Source organism: Bauldia sp., assembly GCF_965232525.1.
Classification (GTDB): domain Bacteria; phylum Pseudomonadota; class Alphaproteobacteria; order Rhizobiales; family Kaistiaceae; genus Bauldia.
In genome coordinates, this window is the sequence record NZ_OZ246980.1 from 3,542,444 (window position 1) to 3,558,637 (window position 16,194).

The following is a 16,194-nucleotide window of genomic DNA, read 5'->3' on the forward strand; positions in this document are numbered from 1 at the left end:
GCGCCCATTTCAACTTCGCGAAGTGTGTTCATTTCCAAGGCCGGTCCGCTCACTCGGCGGCATCCGCGGTCGGCGGCGCCGCGACCTGCGGCTGGTTGGCCTTGGAGTTGTCGAGTTCGACATCGAGGCCGAGGGAGCGCATCTCCTTGACGAGCACGTTGAAGCTCTCCGGAATACCGGCCTCGAAGGTATCGTCACCACGGACGATCGCCTCGTAGACCTTGGTCCGGCCGGCCACATCGTCCGACTTCACAGTCAGCATCTCCTGCAGCGTATACGCGGCACCATAGGCTTCAAGCGCCCACACCTCCATCTCGCCGAAGCGCTGACCGCCGAATTGCGCCTTGCCGCCCAGCGGCTGCTGGGTGACCAAGCTGTACGGGCCGATCGAGCGGGCATGAATCTTGTCATCGACCAGGTGGTGCAGCTTCAGCATATAGATGTAGCCGACGGTCACCGGGCGATCGAACGGCTCGCCGGTGCGCCCGTCATGGAGCTGCGACTGTCCCGAGGCATCGAGACCGGCATCCTTTAACAGCTCGACGATATCCGGCTCGCGCGCGCCATCAAACACCGGCGTGGCGATTGGCACACCGCGGGTCAGCTGGCCGGCGAGTTCGGCGACGCCGTCGTCGTCGTAGTCGGCCACCGGCTCGTTCTTCGTGTTGTCGCCGTAGACTTCGTTGAGCACCTTGCGGAGAGGCTTGATATTGCCGTCCTTCTTGTAGGATTCGACCATCTCGCCGACCTTGAGCCCCATACCGGCGCACGCCCAGCCGAGATGGGTTTCGAGGATCTGACCGACGTTCATCCGGCTCGGCACGCCGAGCGGGTTGAGCACGATGTCGACATGCGTCCCGTCGTCGAGATACGGCATGTCCTCGATCGGCACGATCCGCGACACGACACCCTTATTGCCATGGCGGCCGGCCATCTTGTCACCGGGCTGGATCTTCCGCTTCACCGCGACGAAGACTTTGACCATCTTCATAACGCCAGGCGGTAGTTCGTCACCCCGTTGCAGCTTCTCGACCTTGTCGATGAAACGCTGCTCCAGGCCCTTTCGGCTTTCGTCGTACTGGGTCCGCAGCGCTTCGATCTCGGCCATCAGCTTCTCGTTGGAGACAGCGAACTGCCACCACTGACTGCGCGGGAATTCGGCGAGCGCGTCCTTGGTGATCTTGCCGCCCTTCTTGAAGCCTTTCGGTCCCGACACACCCATCTTGTTGACCAGCATGTCGCTCAACCGGCCATAGACGTTGCGATCAAGGATCGCCTGCTCGTCGTCGCGGTCCTTGGCGAGGCGCTCGATCTCCTCGCGCTCAATCGCCATCGCCCGCTCGTCCTTCTCGACGCCGTGGCGATTGAAAACCCGCACCTCGACGACGGTGCCGGTGACACCCGGCGGTACACGCAACGAGGTGTCGCGGACGTCCGAGGCCTTCTCGCCGAAAATCGCCCGCAGGAGCTTTTCCTCCGGCGTCATCGGGCTTTCACCCTTCGGCGTGATCTTGCCGACCAGGATGTCGCTGGCCTGCACCTCGGCGCCGATATAGACGATGCCTGCCTCGTCGAGGCTCTTCAGCGCCTCTTCCGAAACGTTCGGGATATCGCGAGTGATTTCCTCGGGGCCCAGTTTGGTGTCACGGGCCATCACCTCGAATTCTTCGATGTGGATCGAAGTGAAGACATCATCACGGACGATCCGCTCAGAAAGCAGGATCGAATCCTCGAAATTGTAGCCGTTCCACGGCATGAACGCGACGAGCACGTTCTTACCGAGCGCCAGATCACCGAGATCGGTCGACGGACCGTCGGCGATGACATCGCCCTTAGCCACACGATCGCCGACCCGCACCAGCGGACGCTGGTTGATGCAGGTGTTCTGGTTCGACCGCTGGAACTTCATCAGGCGATAGATGTCGACGCCGGACTTCGACGGGTCGAGATCCTCGGTCGCCCGGATAACGATCCGGGTCGCATCGACCTGATCGACAACGCCAGCCCGACGAGCTGGAACCGCGGCACCGGAATCGCGAGCGACAATCGGCTCCATGCCGGTGCCGACCAGCGGCGCCTCGGAGCGGACTAGCGGCACCGCCTGGCGCTGCATATTCGAGCCCATCAGGGCGCGGTTGGCGTCGTCGTTTTCCAGGAACGGGATCAGCGCGGCGGCAACCGATACCAGCTGCTTCGGCGACACATCCATGAAGTCGACCCGATCGGGCGCGACCATGATGTTGTCGCCGGCGTGACGGCAAACCACCAAGTCCTCAGTGAAACGGCCCTTGTTGTCGAGCACCGCGTTCGCCTGGGCGACCGTGTACTTCGACTCCTCCATTGCCGAGAGATAGACCACCTCCTCGGTCACCCGACCGTCCTTCACTTTCCGGTACGGGCTTTCGATGAAGCCGTACTTATTCACGCGGGCAAAGGTTGCCAGCGAATTGATCAGACCGATGTTCGGCCCTTCCGGCGTCTCGATCGGGCAGATGCGGCCGTAGTGGGTCGGATGGACGTCGCGCACCTCGAAGCCGGCCCGCTCGCGGGTCAGGCCACCCGGACCGAGCGCCGACAGACGCCGCTTGTGGGTGATCTCCGACAGCGGATTGGTCTGGTCCATGAACTGGGAGAGCTGCGAGGAGCCGAAGAATTCGCGCACCGCCGCGGCCGCCGGTTTGGCGTTGATAAGATCCTGCGGCATGACGTTGCCGATCTCGACCGACGACATGCGCTCCTTGATCGCCCGCTCCATGCGCAGGAGACCGATGCGGTACTGATTCTCCATCAGTTCGCCAACAGAACGCACCCGGCGGTTGCCGAGGTTGTCGATGTCGTCGATCTCGCCCTTGCCGTCGCGCAGTTCGAGCAGCGTGCGGATAACCGCGATGATGTCTTCCTTGCGGAGCGTGCGAACCGTGTCCTCAGCGTCGAGGTCGAGGCGCATGTTCATCTTGACGCGACCGACCGCCGACAGGTCGTAGCGTTCCGGATCGAAGAACAGCGAGGTGAACATCGCCTCCGCGGTTTCGATCGTCGGCGGCTCGCCGGGCCGCATCACCCGGTAGATGTCGAAGAGCGCGTCCTCGCGGGACTCGTTTTTGTCGGCCGCGAGCGTGTTGCGGATGTAGGCGCCGGTGTGGATGTGGTCGATGTCGAGCACCTTGAGCTCGTCATAGCCCGCCTCGACCAGTGTCGCGAGGAGCTTGTCGGTGATCTCGTCGCCGGCCTCGGCATAGATTTCACCGGTCTCCGGGTTGACCATCTCCTCGGCAAGGTAGTGGCCGTAGAGATCCTCGTCGGCGACCTTGAGCGCCTTGACGCCCTTCTCGTCGAGCAGGCGCGCGGCGCGCGCAGTCACCTTATGGCCGGCCTCGATCACCACATCACCAGAGTCGGCGTCGATCAGGTCATTGGTCGCCTTGAAACCGCGCATGCGCTTCGGATCGAACGGGAAGCGCCAGCCGTCGTCGGCCCGCGTATAGGTGATGTTGTTGTAGAAGGTGCTCAGGATCTCCTCGCCGTCGAGGCCGAGCGCCTGAAGCAGCGACGTGATCGGAATCTTGCGCCGCCGGTCGATGCGGGCGTGAACAATGTCCTTGGCGTCGAACTCGATGTCGAGCCAGGAGCCGCGATAGGGAATGATCCGCGCGGCGAACAACAGCTTGCCGGAAGAGTGAGTCTTGCCTTTGTCGTGGTCAAAGAAGACGCCCGGCGAGCGATGCATTTGTGAGACGATCACACGCTCGGTACCGTTGACGATGAACGTGCCGTTGTTGGTCATCAACGGCATTTCGCCCATGTAGACTTCCTGCTCCTTAATGTCCTTGACCGACCGGGCACCGGAATCCTGGTCGATATCGAACACGATCAGGCGGAGCGTCACCTTCAGCGGCGCCGAATAGGTCATGCCGCGCTGGCGGCATTCATCAACGTCATATTTTGGCGGCTCGAAGTCGTAGCGCACAAACTCAAGGAGCGCTGTATTGGAGAAGTCGGAGATCGGGAAAACCGACTTGAAAACCGCCTGCAGACCATCGTCGCCTCGGCCGCCTTCCGGCTCCTCCACCAACAGGAACTGGTCGTAAGACGCCTTTTGAACCTCGATCAGGTTCGGCATCTCCGCCACTTCCCGAATGGAGCCAAAAAACTTGCGCACCCGCCGGCGACCGGTGAACGTCTGCGTCATGTCCACTCCTCATGCGATGTAAACGGCTGTCCGGAAGGTCGGAACCCGGCCTTCGGGACAGCAGTCCTTGCTTCAAATCTCGCGGAACGCCGGATCGACCGGCGTCCCCTCTCGTGACGGTCGCGGCCCAAAGCCACGACCGCAATGGAGCGACGAAGCAGCCCTTGGCTACTTCAACTCGACCTTGGCGCCCGCGCCTTCGAGCTTGGTCTTGATCTCCTCGGCTTCTTCCTTGGCGACAGCTTCCTTGATCGCCTTCGGAGCCGATTCGACCAGATCTTTCGCCTCTTTCAGACCGAGGCTGGTGATCGCCCGGACTTCCTTGATGACGTTGATCTTGTTCGGGCCGATTTCGGCGAGCACCACGTCGAAGTCGGTCTTCTCCTCGGCCGGGGCCTCGGCGCCCGGAGCTGCGGCGGCGCCCATCATCGCGACCGGAGCCGCAGCCGAGACGCCCCATTTCTCTTCCAGCATTTTCGACAGCTCGGAAGCTTCCAGAACCGTCAGTTGCGATAGTTCATCTACGATCTTCGAAAGATCAGCCATTCATTTGATTCCTTTACGATTCGAACCTGAGAAAGCACCAGAACCGGCTTACGCCGCTTCACCCTTTTCCGAGTAGGCACCGACCACCCGCGCGACCTGCCCGGCCGGCGCCACCAGAACCTGGGCCACCTTCGTTGCCGGCGAAGCAACCAGCCCCACCAACTTGGCCCTGAGTTCGTCAAGCGACGGCATTGCGGCGAGTGTCTTGACACCCTCCGCATCCAGGCTTGTCGTTCCCATCGCGCCACCAAGGATGACGAGCTTCTCGTTCCCCTTGGCGAACTCGACGGCAATCTTGGGTGCAGCAACCGGATCGCTCGAATAGGCGATCACCGTCGGCCCCTGGAAGAGGTCCGATACATGCTCCACGTCCGTGCCTTTGAGGGCGAGCTTGGCGAGACGGTTCTTGGCAACCCTTACGTTGGCCCCGGCCTCACGCATCTGCGCCCGCAAGGACGTCATCTCCGCGACCGAAAGACCGGCGTAGTGGGCGATAACCAGAACGCCGGTATCCTCGAACACCGAACCAAGTGTTTCCACCAGCTGGCTTTTTTCCGCTCTATCCACTTGCCTCTCTCCACTTGGCGGCCGATAGGAGGACCGCCGGTTGAACGCGCCGCGCCGACGGATCGCCGCGACATTCCGACCTGTCCCCCAACCGGCATGGCACCATGCCGGACTGGGCCGCGAAGAGGTTCGAACCGGGAAACCCGGCTCCCTCCCGTCTATTGCAGGTTGACGTCGATTAAGCCGGCGGGCCGGCACCTGCAGTCTCGGACAGGATTGCCGGCCCGAATCGGACCGGCTGCGCGCACTCAGCAAAACGCTGCGTAAGTCTTTGTCTCTCTTGAATTAATCCCAAAGGAGTTCAAGAGAGGGTCTCACCACCGTGATTTAGAGGAACGCACAAAGGCGCGCCGTTCGAAGGGCCGGCGCGCCCATGACAGCTATTTAGAGACTCTTTAGCCTGTTGCCAAGTGTCTTTTTTCACTGTCGTCCAAGCCCATTCCCGTTCCCGACCGTCACGGACGGATTTGCTTGGTCAGGATCGCCTTCGCCAGCGCTTCCTCGCGAGTCGCGGCACCCAGTTTTCGGCGTGCTCCACGAAAATGGTGGTCGACCGTGACATCGGCAATGTTCATCCGATCGGCGATCGCCGTGGTCCGCAGGCCGAGGCTAAGCCAAAGGAGGCATTCACGCTCCCGAGGTGTTAGCTTGGACGTCGATTGCGCCTTTCCGGTCGCACGTTGCAAGTGCTCATGAACGACGAACGCCGCAAAACGTAAGTGCTCGCCATAGGTCCGAAGGAACATTTCGAATTCTTGCCGGCCGAAGGCCGACCCGAAGTTCCAGCCGCCAAAGCTGCCTGAGCCGCGGAGGCGTACCGGCGCCGAGAAGCCGGCGCGAAAACCGACCTCGCCGCCCTCATTGATGAAACGCCGCTCCTGTCGCGTGAGAAATGTGTGATCGGGCAGATATGCCGTTCCCGTCCGAACCGGCGCGAATGACCCGCAACAGTAGCGGAAGAAGGGGTCGATCTGATGATAGTGGCGCTCGACATAGTGATCACGCCAGCTCTCGGGAAGCGATGTCCAGAACCTCGCCTCGGTGGGCGCCCCGGGATCGACGAAACTATATATGGAGTGGGTCAGACCCAGCCCGCTGAGATGTCGGCCGGTGACTGTCCATACATCAGCCGCCGTACGAGCGGTGTCGAGTGACGTCAGCAGGTCCGTCGTGAGGCCGTCCACCATCGGCGGCAATTCCCCGCGCATTGGTATCCGATATGCCGGAGACTATGGAAATCCATAGGTTGTTGGCCTGTCAATCGCCTCAGTAGATTTCCCGCGGCGACGACGCCGGCCGCGCATCGCGACGGCCAAGGGCAAGCTGGCGATGAGGCTCAGCGATGGCTGACATTACCTTCCACGACGCAACCGCGCCAAATCCGCCGCTCGAGTTCATTCTCGACTCCGGCGGTCAGCTCAAAGCCATTGACGCAGCGACGTTTCAAATCATCAACGACACCGGCGGAATCGTCAGCGGGTACATCGTTGAGTTCTCCGGCACGGGTTTTTCATACAGCGTCAACGACGAGCCAACAGCCGGAACAATAACCGGCGTCACTTTCTATCTTCCCGACGGCACGACCGCGATGGCGACGATCACCGGGGCCTTTGGTGACGCGTCCCTGGCCGGGTTCTGGGGCACCCTTAAGGGCACAGGTTTCCCGACGCTCGCACTCGATCAGCTCCTGTCGGGCGACGATACGTATACGGGAAGCACCGGCGCCGATGTTTTGACCCAGTATGACGACGGACCGACGACGGAAGTTCTCTCCGGTGGCGGTGGCAACGACGATATACTTGGCCGATGGGGTGGCACGTTTGTGGGTGGCACCGGCGACGATAAGCTTTGGATAACGGGGGTCGGCACGTACACCATCGCTGGCAGCGGCCTCAACGGCTCTGGAGGGGCCGGCGAGACCAATACACTGGTAGTTGCAGGTACAGGTGTTGTCAGTGGCATAACCGACATCGATGCCGTGGAGTTCTTCGGATTTGGGATCTCCGCTCTCTATCTGGACATCAGCGAGATCGGCCCCGGACTGGCATCAGACACGATGTCCGTCGACGGGGCGACCGGCGGCGAAAACACTCTTTGGATAGCGCAAGTAACGCCGGGCGCGGCGACCGTTGATTTATCGGGTTGGACATTCACCAACTGGAACCGCATCGAACAGCAGGTCGTTGTTTCCACCTTCGACGGCAACTTCGCAGACGATATCGTCGGGACCGTCAAGAACGACGCAATCGAAACCTGGGGCGGCAACGACACTATCGATGGTGGCGCCGGCAACGATTTTCTCCGCGGCGGTGATGGCGCGGACATCCTCCGTGGAGGCGCCGGCGACGACTATTTATCCGCCGATATCGACGACACGGAGATCGACGGAGGCGCCGACACCGATTTGCTCAACGTCGACCTTCGGAACTTGAGCCAGCCCATCACGATCGACTCGTCAGCGGGGACCGGTGTGCTGGCCGACGCAACGGTGTTCTTTACCGGCATTGAAGGGCTCACTGTATTCTATTCCGGCGATTTCGACGACGTCATCGACGCCGGTATCGGGGACGGCAAGATCTTCGGCGGCGGCGGCGGCGATGTGATCGATGGCGGTATCGGCAGCGATGAACTCAACGGTGAAGCCGGCAGCGACCAACTCTTCAGTCGTCTGGGAGAAGGCCCTGACGGCGGCAAGACGGAGCGTCTCGATGGCGGCGCCGGTACCGATTTCGCCTTCGTTGATCGCTCGGATCAACAGCGTTCTTTCGCCTTTGAGCTCATCGATCCTGGCATCGAAACGACACTTGGCGACGGCACAATCATCATCAACGTCGAGCGCATCGAGTTTCGCTCCGGCTCCGGCAACGACAACCTGGCCGGCGGCGACCTCGACGACACCATCCTCGGCAATGGTGGCCGCGACCTGATCTCCGGGCGCGGCGGCAACGACGACCTGCAGGGCGGCGGCGGTCTCGACATTATTGATGGCGGCAGCGGCAACGACGACATCGCGGGCGGCGCCGGCATCGATATCCTCTCCGGCGACGGCGGGAACGACAGCATCGACGGCGGCGACGACGCGGACATCATCGATGGCGGCGCCGGCAACGACGATCTCTCCGGCGGCGGCAATGCCGACAACCTCGGCGGCGGCGCCGGCAACGATACCCTCGCCGGCGATGGCGGCGCCGATACCATCGATGGCGGTAGCGGCAACGACACCATCGATGGCGGTAGCGGCAAGGACACCATTGACGGCGGCAAGGGCAACGACACGATCAACGGCGGCAAGGGTCGCGACAGTGTGTCCGGCGGCAGCGGCAACGACATCTTTGTTTTGGATCAGAAACTGAAGAAGTCAAACCGCGACACGATTGAGGACTTCGACGTCGGCGACGATACGATCCACCTCGACAACGCCATCTTCAAGAAACTGTCGAACGGGGCCCTGAAGGCCAAGTTCTTCGAGAAAGGCAGCGAGGCCGACGACAAGAAGGACCGGGTGATTCACGACAAGAAGACCGGCGAGCTCTTCTACGACAAGGACGGCAAGGGCGGGACGGATCAGGTGAAGATCGCCGAACTCGACGACGGCCTGAAGATCACCGAAGCCAACTTCTTCGTGATCTGACGCTCGGGGTTACCAAGCGATCCCGCGTAGCCCAAACGCTGGCCGCAGCGACAGCCCCGCGGCCAGCGGATCACGATCACAAAGGGATCGGTAGGAATGTCCTGCCGAGTCGCACGGTCAACCGCTCAGCGTCGCCGGATCGACCTTGACACCAGGCCCCATGGACGACGAGATCGCCACGCGCTGAACGAACGTGCCTTTGGCCCCCGACGGTCGCGCTTTCTGGACCGCATCGGCCAGAGCCTTGATGTTCTCGACCAGCTTGGCTTCGTCGAAGCTCGCCTTGCCGACGCCAGCGTGGATGATGCCGGCCTTCTCGACCCGGAACTCGACCGCACCGCCCTTGGCGTCTTTCACGGCGGATGTGACGTCCTGGGTCACTGTGCCGACCTTCGGGTTTGGCATCAGGCCGCGCGGCCCGAGAATCTTACCGAGACGGCCGACCAACGGCATCATGTCCGGTGTGGCGATGCATCGGTCAAAATCGATATTGCCCTTCTGGACCTCGGCGACGAGATCCTCGGCCCCGACCACGTCGGCACCGGCGGCCTTCGCCTCCTCTGCCTTGGCATCCTTGGCGAATACGCCCACCCGGACCGATCGCCCGGACCCGTTCGGCAACTGGCAAACACCGCGAACCATTTGGTCCGCGTGCCGCGGGTCGACCCCAAGGTTCATCGCCATTTCGACCGTCTCGTCGAACTTGGCGCTCGCCTTCGACTTGACCAGCTTCACCGCTTCGTCGATCGCATAGAGCTTGGTCGGCTCGATACCCTCACGGGCGTTCTTAATCCGTTTTCCCTTGGCCATGATCTCAGTCCACCACCTGGAGGCCCATCGACCGGGCCGAGCCTTCTACCATCTTCATCGCGCCATCGACATCGAAGGCGTTGAGGTCGGTCATCTTCTTCTCCGCGATCTCCCGGACCTGAGCCCGGGTCACGCTGCCGACCGTGCCCCGACCGGCGGTCGCGGCACCTTTCTTCAGATTTGCGGCCTTCTTCAGGAAGAAGCTCACCGGCGGTGTCTTCATCTGGAAGGTGAAGGACTTGTCCTGGTAATAAGTAATGACGACAGGAACCGGTGCGCCCTTCTCCATCTCCTGGCTCTGGGCGTTGAACGCCTTACAGAACTCCATGATGTTGATACCGCGTTGACCGAGCGCTGGCCCGATCGGCGGTGACGGATTGGCGGCACCGGCCGGTACCTGCAGTTTCAGAAAACCCGCAACTTTCTTTGCCATTGTTCATTCCCTTGCACGCCGGGCCTGCCGGCAGGAATGGCGTGGTTCGGTGCCGGCGCCTGGCGCGCGCCTTTGCCTCCCACGCCGGTGAAGGACCGGATTATCAGCCGGTCATATCGCACAGGCAGTCAGCCATGCGCGGTGTCAGGTCTTCTCGACCTGTCCGTATTCGAGCTCGACCGGGGTTGCGCGACCGAAGATCGACACCGCCACCTTCAGCCGGGCGCGCACTTCGTCAACTTCTTCGATCTGACCATTGAACGAGGCGAACGGCCCATCGGAGACCCGCACCTGCTCGCCAACCTCGAAGCTCACCGACGGCTTCGGCCGCTCAACGCCCTCCTGCACCTGCTGCAGGATCCGGTGGGCTTCGGCTTCCGAGATCGGGATCGGCTTCTTGTCGGCCCCGAGAAAGCCAGTCACCTTCGGTGTGTTCTTGATGAGGTGATAGGCATCATCGGTCATCGCCATCTTCACCAGCACATAGCCGGGAAAGAACTTGCGTTCGGCGTCGACCTTCCGGCCCCGGCGCACCTCGACCACTTTCTCAGTCGGGACCAGGATTTCCTCGAAGAGCTCGTCAAGCCCGGTCGCGGTCGCCTTTTCGCGAATCGACTCGGCGACCTTGCGTTCAAAATTCGAGTAAGCGTGGACGATGTACCACTTCTTTTCCATCGTCCCCGCGCTTTGGACTGCAGACATTGGGTGTCGCCTAACTACCGACGCCGAGAAGGAAGCCGACCCCCAGGTTCAGGATCTGATCGGCGATCAGGAAGAAGATCGCCGCCAGAACCGCCATGATCAGCACCATCACCGTGGACACTGCCGTCTCACGCCGGCTCGGCCACACGATCTTCGATGCCTCGGTGCGCACCTGCTGGAGGAAGGTGAAGGGGTTGGTTCTCTCGGCCATGAAATCTCACATAGCTAAGCGGCGCACGAACCGCCAAGCCCGCCCGCCGCGCTTTTCGGCTACATAAGCCCTCTGCGATGGATACTCAAGCCTGTGTTTTTCAGCCGGACCGATGCGGAACAACCAAAATGTCCGTAAACTGAGACGCCGTTCATCGCCGATTTTTTGGTTCCGCTCTATATGGTTCCGTTCTATTCGACCCTGACCGTAAGTCGATCGCGAGGCTGTCATGAGTAGTGATATCCCGTCCACGATAGAGGCGATCACGCCGGAGTGGCTCAACACGATTGTGTTTCCCCACCACACCGACAACCGGATCGTAGCCGTCAAATCGACCCAAATCGGCGAAGGCCGAGGTTTCCTCAGCCAGACATTTGTCGTTCACCTCACGTTCGAGAACCCCGAACGCGATAACCGACCGTCGTCGATTGTCGTCAAGATGCAGCCGAAGGATGGTTGGAACGTAGCGGCCGAAGCCGAACTCAGCGCCTTCGAGCGCGAAGTGAGCTTTTATCGCGATATTGCGCCAGACCTCCCTATCCGCCTGCCGAAGGTCTTCTTCGCCGAAGCCTCGGAGCGCGGTCATATTCTCGTCATTGAGAATCTGTCCCACCACAAAGGCGGCGACCAGGTACGGGGTATGCCGCATGAACAGGTATTGGCGACCGCCCGCCAGATCGCCAATCTGCATGCGGCTTTCTGGGATAACGACGCGGTGCACGCGCTCGAATGGGCACCGAAACACGACTACTTCCACGTCCATACCTACGTCGATCAGTGGCCGCGCTTCGCCGAGGAGTTCAGCCTGCGCCTCGGGCCGGATGCGATGCGGATCGGCGAAACGATCGCCGGTAACATCGATCGCCTCGAAGCGCGTATCGCCGAGCGTCCCCTGGCACTAGTGCACGGCGATCTGCGCGCTGACAACTTGATGGTGCGGCCCGACGAACCAACCGATGTCGTGATCATCGACTGGCAGTTGACCGGGCGGAACTTGGCGACTCTCGACATTGCCAGGCTGATGGGCGGTAGCGAACCGCCGGCGGAGCGCAGCGGTCATCAGCTCGAAGTTGTTGAGACATGGCATGGTGCCCTATCCGATGCCGGGGTGTCGGCTTACAACTTTGAGGATGCGCGCCACGATTTCCGCCTGGCCGCGCTTCATTGCCTGGTTATTCCGGTCAAGATGCACAACCTCAACGGCGATAATCCGTCGGGTCGCGCCGGGCGGCTGCTCGATGCCATGGCGCAACGTTTCTTTGCGGCGGCACTTGAAGTCGAAGCCGAGCAGGCGCTGGCCTGACTGGCCAGTAGTCCGACGAAATCAGGATCGACTAGGTGTTCGGCTCAACAATCCGGGCGTAAAGGTGCCATGTGGCGTGGCCGAGAACAGGCAGGACGACCAGTAGTCCCAGAAACGCCGGCACCAGCGCTAGGATCGTCAGAACGGTGATGATGACGGCCCAGCCGATCATCACCGCGGGGCTCTGGCTGATCGCCCTGAAGCCGACGATCATCGCCGAGACGAGATCAATATCGCGCTCGAGCAGCAGCGGCATCGTGATCACCGTCGTGGCGTAGAGAACGAACGCCAGAAACGCTCCGATTATGGTCCCGACCGCCAGGAACGTGAGCCCGTCGACGGTCGTCGTGATGACTTCAATGAAACCGCCGATGCTGGCAAAGCTCTGGAATCCCAGAAAGATCGCCAGCAGCAGACGCACCTGATAGATCCACACCCAGAAGATGAACAGGACGATGAAGGCCATCCAGCCGAGCTGCCGGTTGCGCTGCTGGAAGATGACGAGAAGCACAGCTTTCCAGGTGATCGGTTCGCCGGCCGCGCGCCGTCGGCTGACTTCATAGAGCCCGACCGCCACGAACGGTCCGATCAGCGGAAAGCCGACGGCGATCGGAATAATCATCCACGGCATGTCGAACACGGCGAGGAAGGCCAGGATCAGGAGCCCGCCGACGGTATAGATCGCGCCGAAGAAAAGCCCGTACAGCGGCGCGTGGGTGAAGTCCGACCAACCGTCGCGAAGGGCGCCTCGGATGTCGGCCGCCGTGACCACCCTTGTTTTTGGGATTTTCGGCGGCTGATAGGTCGTCGTTTCGCTCATCGATCCCTCCCCGGAACGACTGAGTCGTAACCTTCAGGATCGTCCGGACGGAAATGCGTTTCCTTGATCCGCCGCAAAGACACGGGACGTCGACGGAACTGGCAGGGGCAGAGGGACTTGAACCCCCGACCTACGGTTTTGGAGACCGTCGCTCTACCAACTGAGCTATACCCCTCCGACCAGTGTCCGGATCACATTCCATAAACATCGGCCGAACTCAAGGGACGATGAAACACGCCGGCCAGCACGTTCGACTCGCTCACGATCGCTAAATGCATCGGCGGTTGGAGCGGGTGAAGGGAATCGAACCCTCGTCGTCAGCTTGGAAGGCTGCTGCTCTACCATTGAGCTACACCCGCGCCCTGCCGGGCCGCGACAAACGCATGGTGGGGGAGGTAGGACTCGAACCTACGAAGGCGTACGCCAGCGGATTTACAGTCCGCCCCCTTTGCCGCTCGGGACACTCCCCCATGCTAATCGGGCATTGGCCGCCGCCCGCCGGATGGGCGACCGCGGCGCGATTTATGGCGATGACAGGAAGGAGTGTCAACGACCGACACCGCTGGATGCCCCAGCGTTGCGCCCGGCAGGCGAGACAGGCGCGGACGGTGTCATGTAGGCTGCCGCGATGCCAGCCAGAAACGCGCATCACCAGTCCCGCCGAGCCGCGCGCCATGCAAATACGCGTCACCCCGCCAAGCGGCACGGTCGCCAGACCGAGGACTACCTGATCTACGGCTTCCACCCGGTCGTGGCGGCGCTGGCCAATCCCGCCCGGCGGATCACCAAGCTTATCGCCACGGAGAACGGACTGCGCCGCCTCAAGGATGCCGGCGCCCAACTCCCACCAACCATTGAACATGCCCGCCCTGACGGCCTGAGCAAACTGGTGGGATCGGAAGCCGTTCACCAAGGGCTCGTTCTTGAGGTGGCCCCGCTGCCGGACAGAGCCATCGAGGACTTTGCTGACGCGCAGCTTCTCATCTGCCTCGACCAGGTCAGCGATCCGCACAACGTTGGCGCTATCCTTCGGTCCGCCGCAGCGTTCGGTGCAGACGGAGTCGTTACGACAACCCGCCATGCGCCCCATGAAACCGGCGTCCTTGCCAAGGCAGCCTCGGGCGCGCTCGACCTGATACCGACGGCGGCCGTACCCAACCTCGCGCGCGCCCTCGATCAACTCGGGACGTATGGTTTTGCGCGGGTCGGTCTCGACGAACGAGCCGAGGCTAAGATCGACACTGCGATGGATGGCGCTCGCATCGCACTGGTCCTCGGCGCCGAGGGACAGGGGCTGCGCCGCCTCACCCGAGAGCGATGTGACCGGTTGGCGCAGCTCCCGACCCAAGGCCCGCTCGCAAGCCTCAACGTATCCAACGCCGCGGCGCTCGCTCTTTACGAGGCCCGGCGCCATCTCGACGGGAACGCGTCGTCTTAGGGCCGGCTGCGATCGAGCGGCATTAGCCGGGCCGTGGCTGCGCCGCCGTCGTTTCCCGGGCCGTTTCTTTATGATAGCCACATCACCCCTCAGTGGCGCAAAAGTCCGAATGAACCCCATGACCCGCCCGATCGACAGTATCTCGCTCGTCGGCCTTGGCCGACTGGGGCTTCCGATGGCGGCATGCTTCGCTGCTTCGGGTGTACCGACAGTCGGTATCGACGCGGATGCCGACAAGATCGCCGCCCTGACGTCCGGTGAGACGCCGATCGCCGAACCGGGACTGGAAGCTCTGCTGGCGGCCGCACGGCCGCATCTGAATTTCACCGTCGATGTCGGGCGAGCGGGCGATACAGACGCGACGATCTTCTTTCTCCCGACGCCCGTCGGAAGCGAGGATCGCGGCTACTCATCGACCATCGTTCTGCAGGCCGTCGAAGCGGTTGCCCGCTCAGTTGCTGATCGGGGTACCGGCGATCACGTCTTCATTCTCAGCAGCACGATCATGCCGGGAACGATGACCTCGATCATTGAGCCAGCTATACGACGCATTCTGAACGGCAAACCGTTCGGGTTAGCTTACGTCCCGGAATTCGCGGCTCTCGGAAACCTGATCGCCGGCTACCGCAAGCCTGATGTCCTACTGGTCGGCCGTTCAAGCCCCTTGATCGGTGAGCGGGTTGCCGATCTCTACCGACGGATTCACACGGTACCTGTTCCGGTCGAAAGCGTCGGATTGACCGATGCGGAAATCGCCAAGGTCGCCCTCAACAACTTCATCTGCATGAAGATCGGCTTCGCCAATTTCCTTGGTGAGTATTGCCGCAAGCGCGGCGATGCGGATGTCGATGCAATCACCCGCGTCCTTGGTCACGATCGGCGGATCGGACCGCGCTACCTGACCGCCGGCATGCCCTACGGCGGGCCATGTTTCGGACGCGACAACGGGGCGTTCATCGCAATGACCGGCGCGGTCGAGCTGCCGGCGGACCAGATCTCAGCGACCGAGGTCGCGAACGAGCGACAGAAGAAGACAATCGCCGAAACCGTCATCGACGCAGGCGCCCGATCGGTGGCACTGCTCGGAGTGGCATTCAAGCCCGACACGCCCACGGCCGAGACCTCACCCACCGTCGAGATCGCCCGCGTACTCCTCGCCCGCGGCTTGCCCGTTCATCTGTTTGACTTCCTGCCGGAGACTAGGCGGCAGACATCTATCGATGGCGCAGTCTGGCACGAAACGTTTGAGAGCGCGGTCGCGGCGGCCGAGGCAGTAATCGTTGCGCATCCCGACAAACGATTCGCCCCTGTCGCCGGCCTGCTCCGCCCCGACCAGACGCTCGTCGACTACTGGCGCATTATGCCCAACACCTCGGCCGACGACCGAACCTGACTTGATCCGTTCCCAGTGAACAACGGCCGTCGATTCGCTCCCGAGCATCGATCAGAGCGACCCAACATCGACCAGAGCGGCGCTTTTCAGCTGCGCCCCGTCCCCTCCCGGTTGCACTCCGAATCCGAACTCGGCTCGCCAGGGCATCGCG

13 protein-coding genes and 3 tRNA genes are annotated in these 16,194 nt (G+C 62.0%); 4 read left to right on the forward strand and 12 right to left on the reverse strand.

Translation table 11 applies throughout. From position 1 onward, the window contains the following. Positions 1-49: 49 nt before the first annotated feature. The 4 genes from rpoB to ACO076_RS16835 form a co-directional block, all read right to left on the reverse strand. Positions 50-4,189, reverse strand: a complete 4,140-nt coding sequence (gene rpoB, locus ACO076_RS16820; RefSeq protein WP_421723979.1) for a DNA-directed RNA polymerase subunit beta — start codon at positions 4,187-4,189, stop codon at positions 50-52. A 168-nt stretch (positions 4,190-4,357) separates the two neighbouring features. Next, positions 4,358-4,735, reverse strand: coding sequence for a 50S ribosomal protein L7/L12 (gene rplL, locus ACO076_RS16825; protein WP_421723980.1), 378 nt, complete (start codon positions 4,733-4,735; stop codon positions 4,358-4,360). 48 nt (positions 4,736-4,783) lie between these two features. Continuing rightward, positions 4,784-5,302, reverse strand: coding sequence for a 50S ribosomal protein L10 (rplJ, locus tag ACO076_RS16830; RefSeq protein ID WP_421723981.1), 519 nt, complete (start codon positions 5,300-5,302; stop codon positions 4,784-4,786). Positions 5,303-5,757: 455 nt separating this feature from the next. Beyond that, complete coding sequence (locus tag ACO076_RS16835) at positions 5,758-6,489, reverse strand: helix-turn-helix transcriptional regulator (RefSeq protein ID WP_421723982.1); 732 nt, start codon at positions 6,487-6,489, stop codon at positions 5,758-5,760. 155 nt (positions 6,490-6,644) lie between these two features. Between ACO076_RS16835 and ACO076_RS16840 the strand changes: the two genes are divergently transcribed. Continuing rightward, a complete protein-coding gene (locus tag ACO076_RS16840) occupies positions 6,645-8,933 on the forward strand; it encodes a hypothetical protein (protein WP_421723983.1) in 2,289 nt (762 codons plus the stop codon). A gap of 117 nt (positions 8,934-9,050) precedes the next feature. On the opposite strand, the gene rplA is transcribed toward ACO076_RS16840, so the two are convergent. The 4 genes from rplA to secE all read right to left on the reverse strand — a co-directional run bounded on the left by rplA (position 9,051) and on the right by secE (position 11,089). Further along, the gene (gene rplA, locus ACO076_RS16845) at positions 9,051-9,743 is read right to left on the reverse strand and encodes a 50S ribosomal protein L1 (protein WP_421723984.1); all 693 of its coding nucleotides are present in this window, start codon (positions 9,741-9,743) and stop codon (positions 9,051-9,053) included. Between the two features lie 4 nt (positions 9,744-9,747). Next, positions 9,748-10,176, reverse strand: a complete 429-nt coding sequence (gene rplK, locus ACO076_RS16850) for a 50S ribosomal protein L11 (RefSeq protein WP_421723985.1) — start codon at positions 10,174-10,176, stop codon at positions 9,748-9,750. Between the two features lie 144 nt (positions 10,177-10,320). After that, positions 10,321-10,851 carry a transcription termination/antitermination protein NusG gene (gene nusG, locus ACO076_RS16855; protein ID WP_421726759.1) on the reverse strand — a complete coding sequence of 177 codons (531 nt, stop codon included), beginning with the start codon at positions 10,849-10,851 and terminating at the stop codon, positions 10,321-10,323. Between the two features lie 37 nt (positions 10,852-10,888). Next, positions 10,889-11,089: a preprotein translocase subunit SecE gene (gene secE, locus ACO076_RS16860; RefSeq protein ID WP_421723986.1), complete on the reverse strand. Its 201-nt coding sequence runs from the start codon at positions 11,087-11,089 to the stop codon at positions 10,889-10,891. A 229-nt stretch (positions 11,090-11,318) separates the two neighbouring features. Between secE and ACO076_RS16865 the strand changes: the two genes are divergently transcribed. Next, on the forward strand, positions 11,319-12,392 hold the full coding sequence (locus ACO076_RS16865) for a phosphotransferase (protein ID WP_421723987.1): 1,074 nt from the start codon (positions 11,319-11,321) through the stop codon (positions 12,390-12,392). A 31-nt stretch (positions 12,393-12,423) separates the two neighbouring features. On the opposite strand, the gene ACO076_RS16870 is transcribed toward ACO076_RS16865, so the two are convergent. The 4 genes from ACO076_RS16870 to ACO076_RS16885 form a co-directional block, all read right to left on the reverse strand. Beyond that, on the reverse strand, positions 12,424-13,212 hold the full coding sequence (locus ACO076_RS16870) for a DUF2189 domain-containing protein (RefSeq protein ID WP_421723988.1): 789 nt from the start codon (positions 13,210-13,212) through the stop codon (positions 12,424-12,426). A gap of 99 nt (positions 13,213-13,311) precedes the next feature. After that, a tRNA-Trp gene (locus tag ACO076_RS16875) sits at positions 13,312-13,387 on the reverse strand. Positions 13,388-13,497: 110 nt separating this feature from the next. Next, positions 13,498-13,571, reverse strand: a tRNA-Gly gene (locus ACO076_RS16880). Between the two features lie 25 nt (positions 13,572-13,596). Beyond that, positions 13,597-13,682, reverse strand: a tRNA-Tyr gene (locus ACO076_RS16885). Between the two features lie 158 nt (positions 13,683-13,840). Between ACO076_RS16885 and rlmB the strand changes: the two genes are divergently transcribed. Beyond that, positions 13,841-14,650 carry a 23S rRNA (guanosine(2251)-2'-O)-methyltransferase RlmB gene (gene rlmB / locus ACO076_RS16890; protein ID WP_421723989.1) on the forward strand — a complete coding sequence of 270 codons (810 nt, stop codon included), beginning with the start codon at positions 13,841-13,843 and terminating at the stop codon, positions 14,648-14,650. Between the two features lie 118 nt (positions 14,651-14,768). Continuing rightward, entirely contained in the window at positions 14,769-16,043 is a 1,275-nt protein-coding gene (locus tag ACO076_RS16895) for a nucleotide sugar dehydrogenase (RefSeq protein WP_421723990.1), read from the forward strand. Positions 16,044-16,194 lie beyond the last annotated feature (151 nt).

What these genes read in the sequence shown, in the direction of transcription:
- rplL (WP_421723980.1), bottom strand. Translation starts at nt 4,735, where the DNA reads ATGGCTGATCTTTCGAAGATCGTAGATGAACTATCGCAACTGACGGTT.
- rpoB (WP_421723979.1), bottom strand. Translation starts at nt 4,189, where the DNA reads ATGACGCAGACGTTCACCGGTCGCCGGCGGGTGCGCAAGTTTTTTGGC.
- rplA (WP_421723984.1), bottom strand. Translation starts at nt 9,743, where the DNA reads ATGGCCAAGGGAAAACGGATTAAGAACGCCCGTGAGGGTATCGAGCCG.
- ACO076_RS16895 (WP_421723990.1), top strand. Translation starts at nt 14,769, where the DNA reads ATGACCCGCCCGATCGACAGTATCTCGCTCGTCGGCCTTGGCCGACTG.
- rplK (WP_421723985.1), bottom strand. Translation starts at nt 10,176, where the DNA reads ATGGCAAAGAAAGTTGCGGGTTTTCTGAAACTGCAGGTACCGGCCGGT.
- ACO076_RS16870 (WP_421723988.1), bottom strand. Translation starts at nt 13,212, where the DNA reads ATGAGCGAAACGACGACCTATCAGCCGCCGAAAATCCCAAAAACAAGG.
- ACO076_RS16865 (WP_421723987.1), top strand. Translation starts at nt 11,319, where the DNA reads ATGAGTAGTGATATCCCGTCCACGATAGAGGCGATCACGCCGGAGTGG.
- ACO076_RS16835 (WP_421723982.1), bottom strand. Translation starts at nt 6,489, where the DNA reads ATGGTGGACGGCCTCACGACGGACCTGCTGACGTCACTCGACACCGCT.
- nusG (WP_421726759.1), bottom strand. Translation starts at nt 10,851, where the DNA reads ATGGAAAAGAAGTGGTACATCGTCCACGCTTACTCGAATTTTGAACGC.
- rlmB (WP_421723989.1), top strand. Translation starts at nt 13,841, where the DNA reads ATGCCAGCCAGAAACGCGCATCACCAGTCCCGCCGAGCCGCGCGCCAT.
- secE (WP_421723986.1), bottom strand. Translation starts at nt 11,089, where the DNA reads ATGGCCGAGAGAACCAACCCCTTCACCTTCCTCCAGCAGGTGCGCACC.
- ACO076_RS16840 (WP_421723983.1), top strand. Translation starts at nt 6,645, where the DNA reads ATGGCTGACATTACCTTCCACGACGCAACCGCGCCAAATCCGCCGCTC.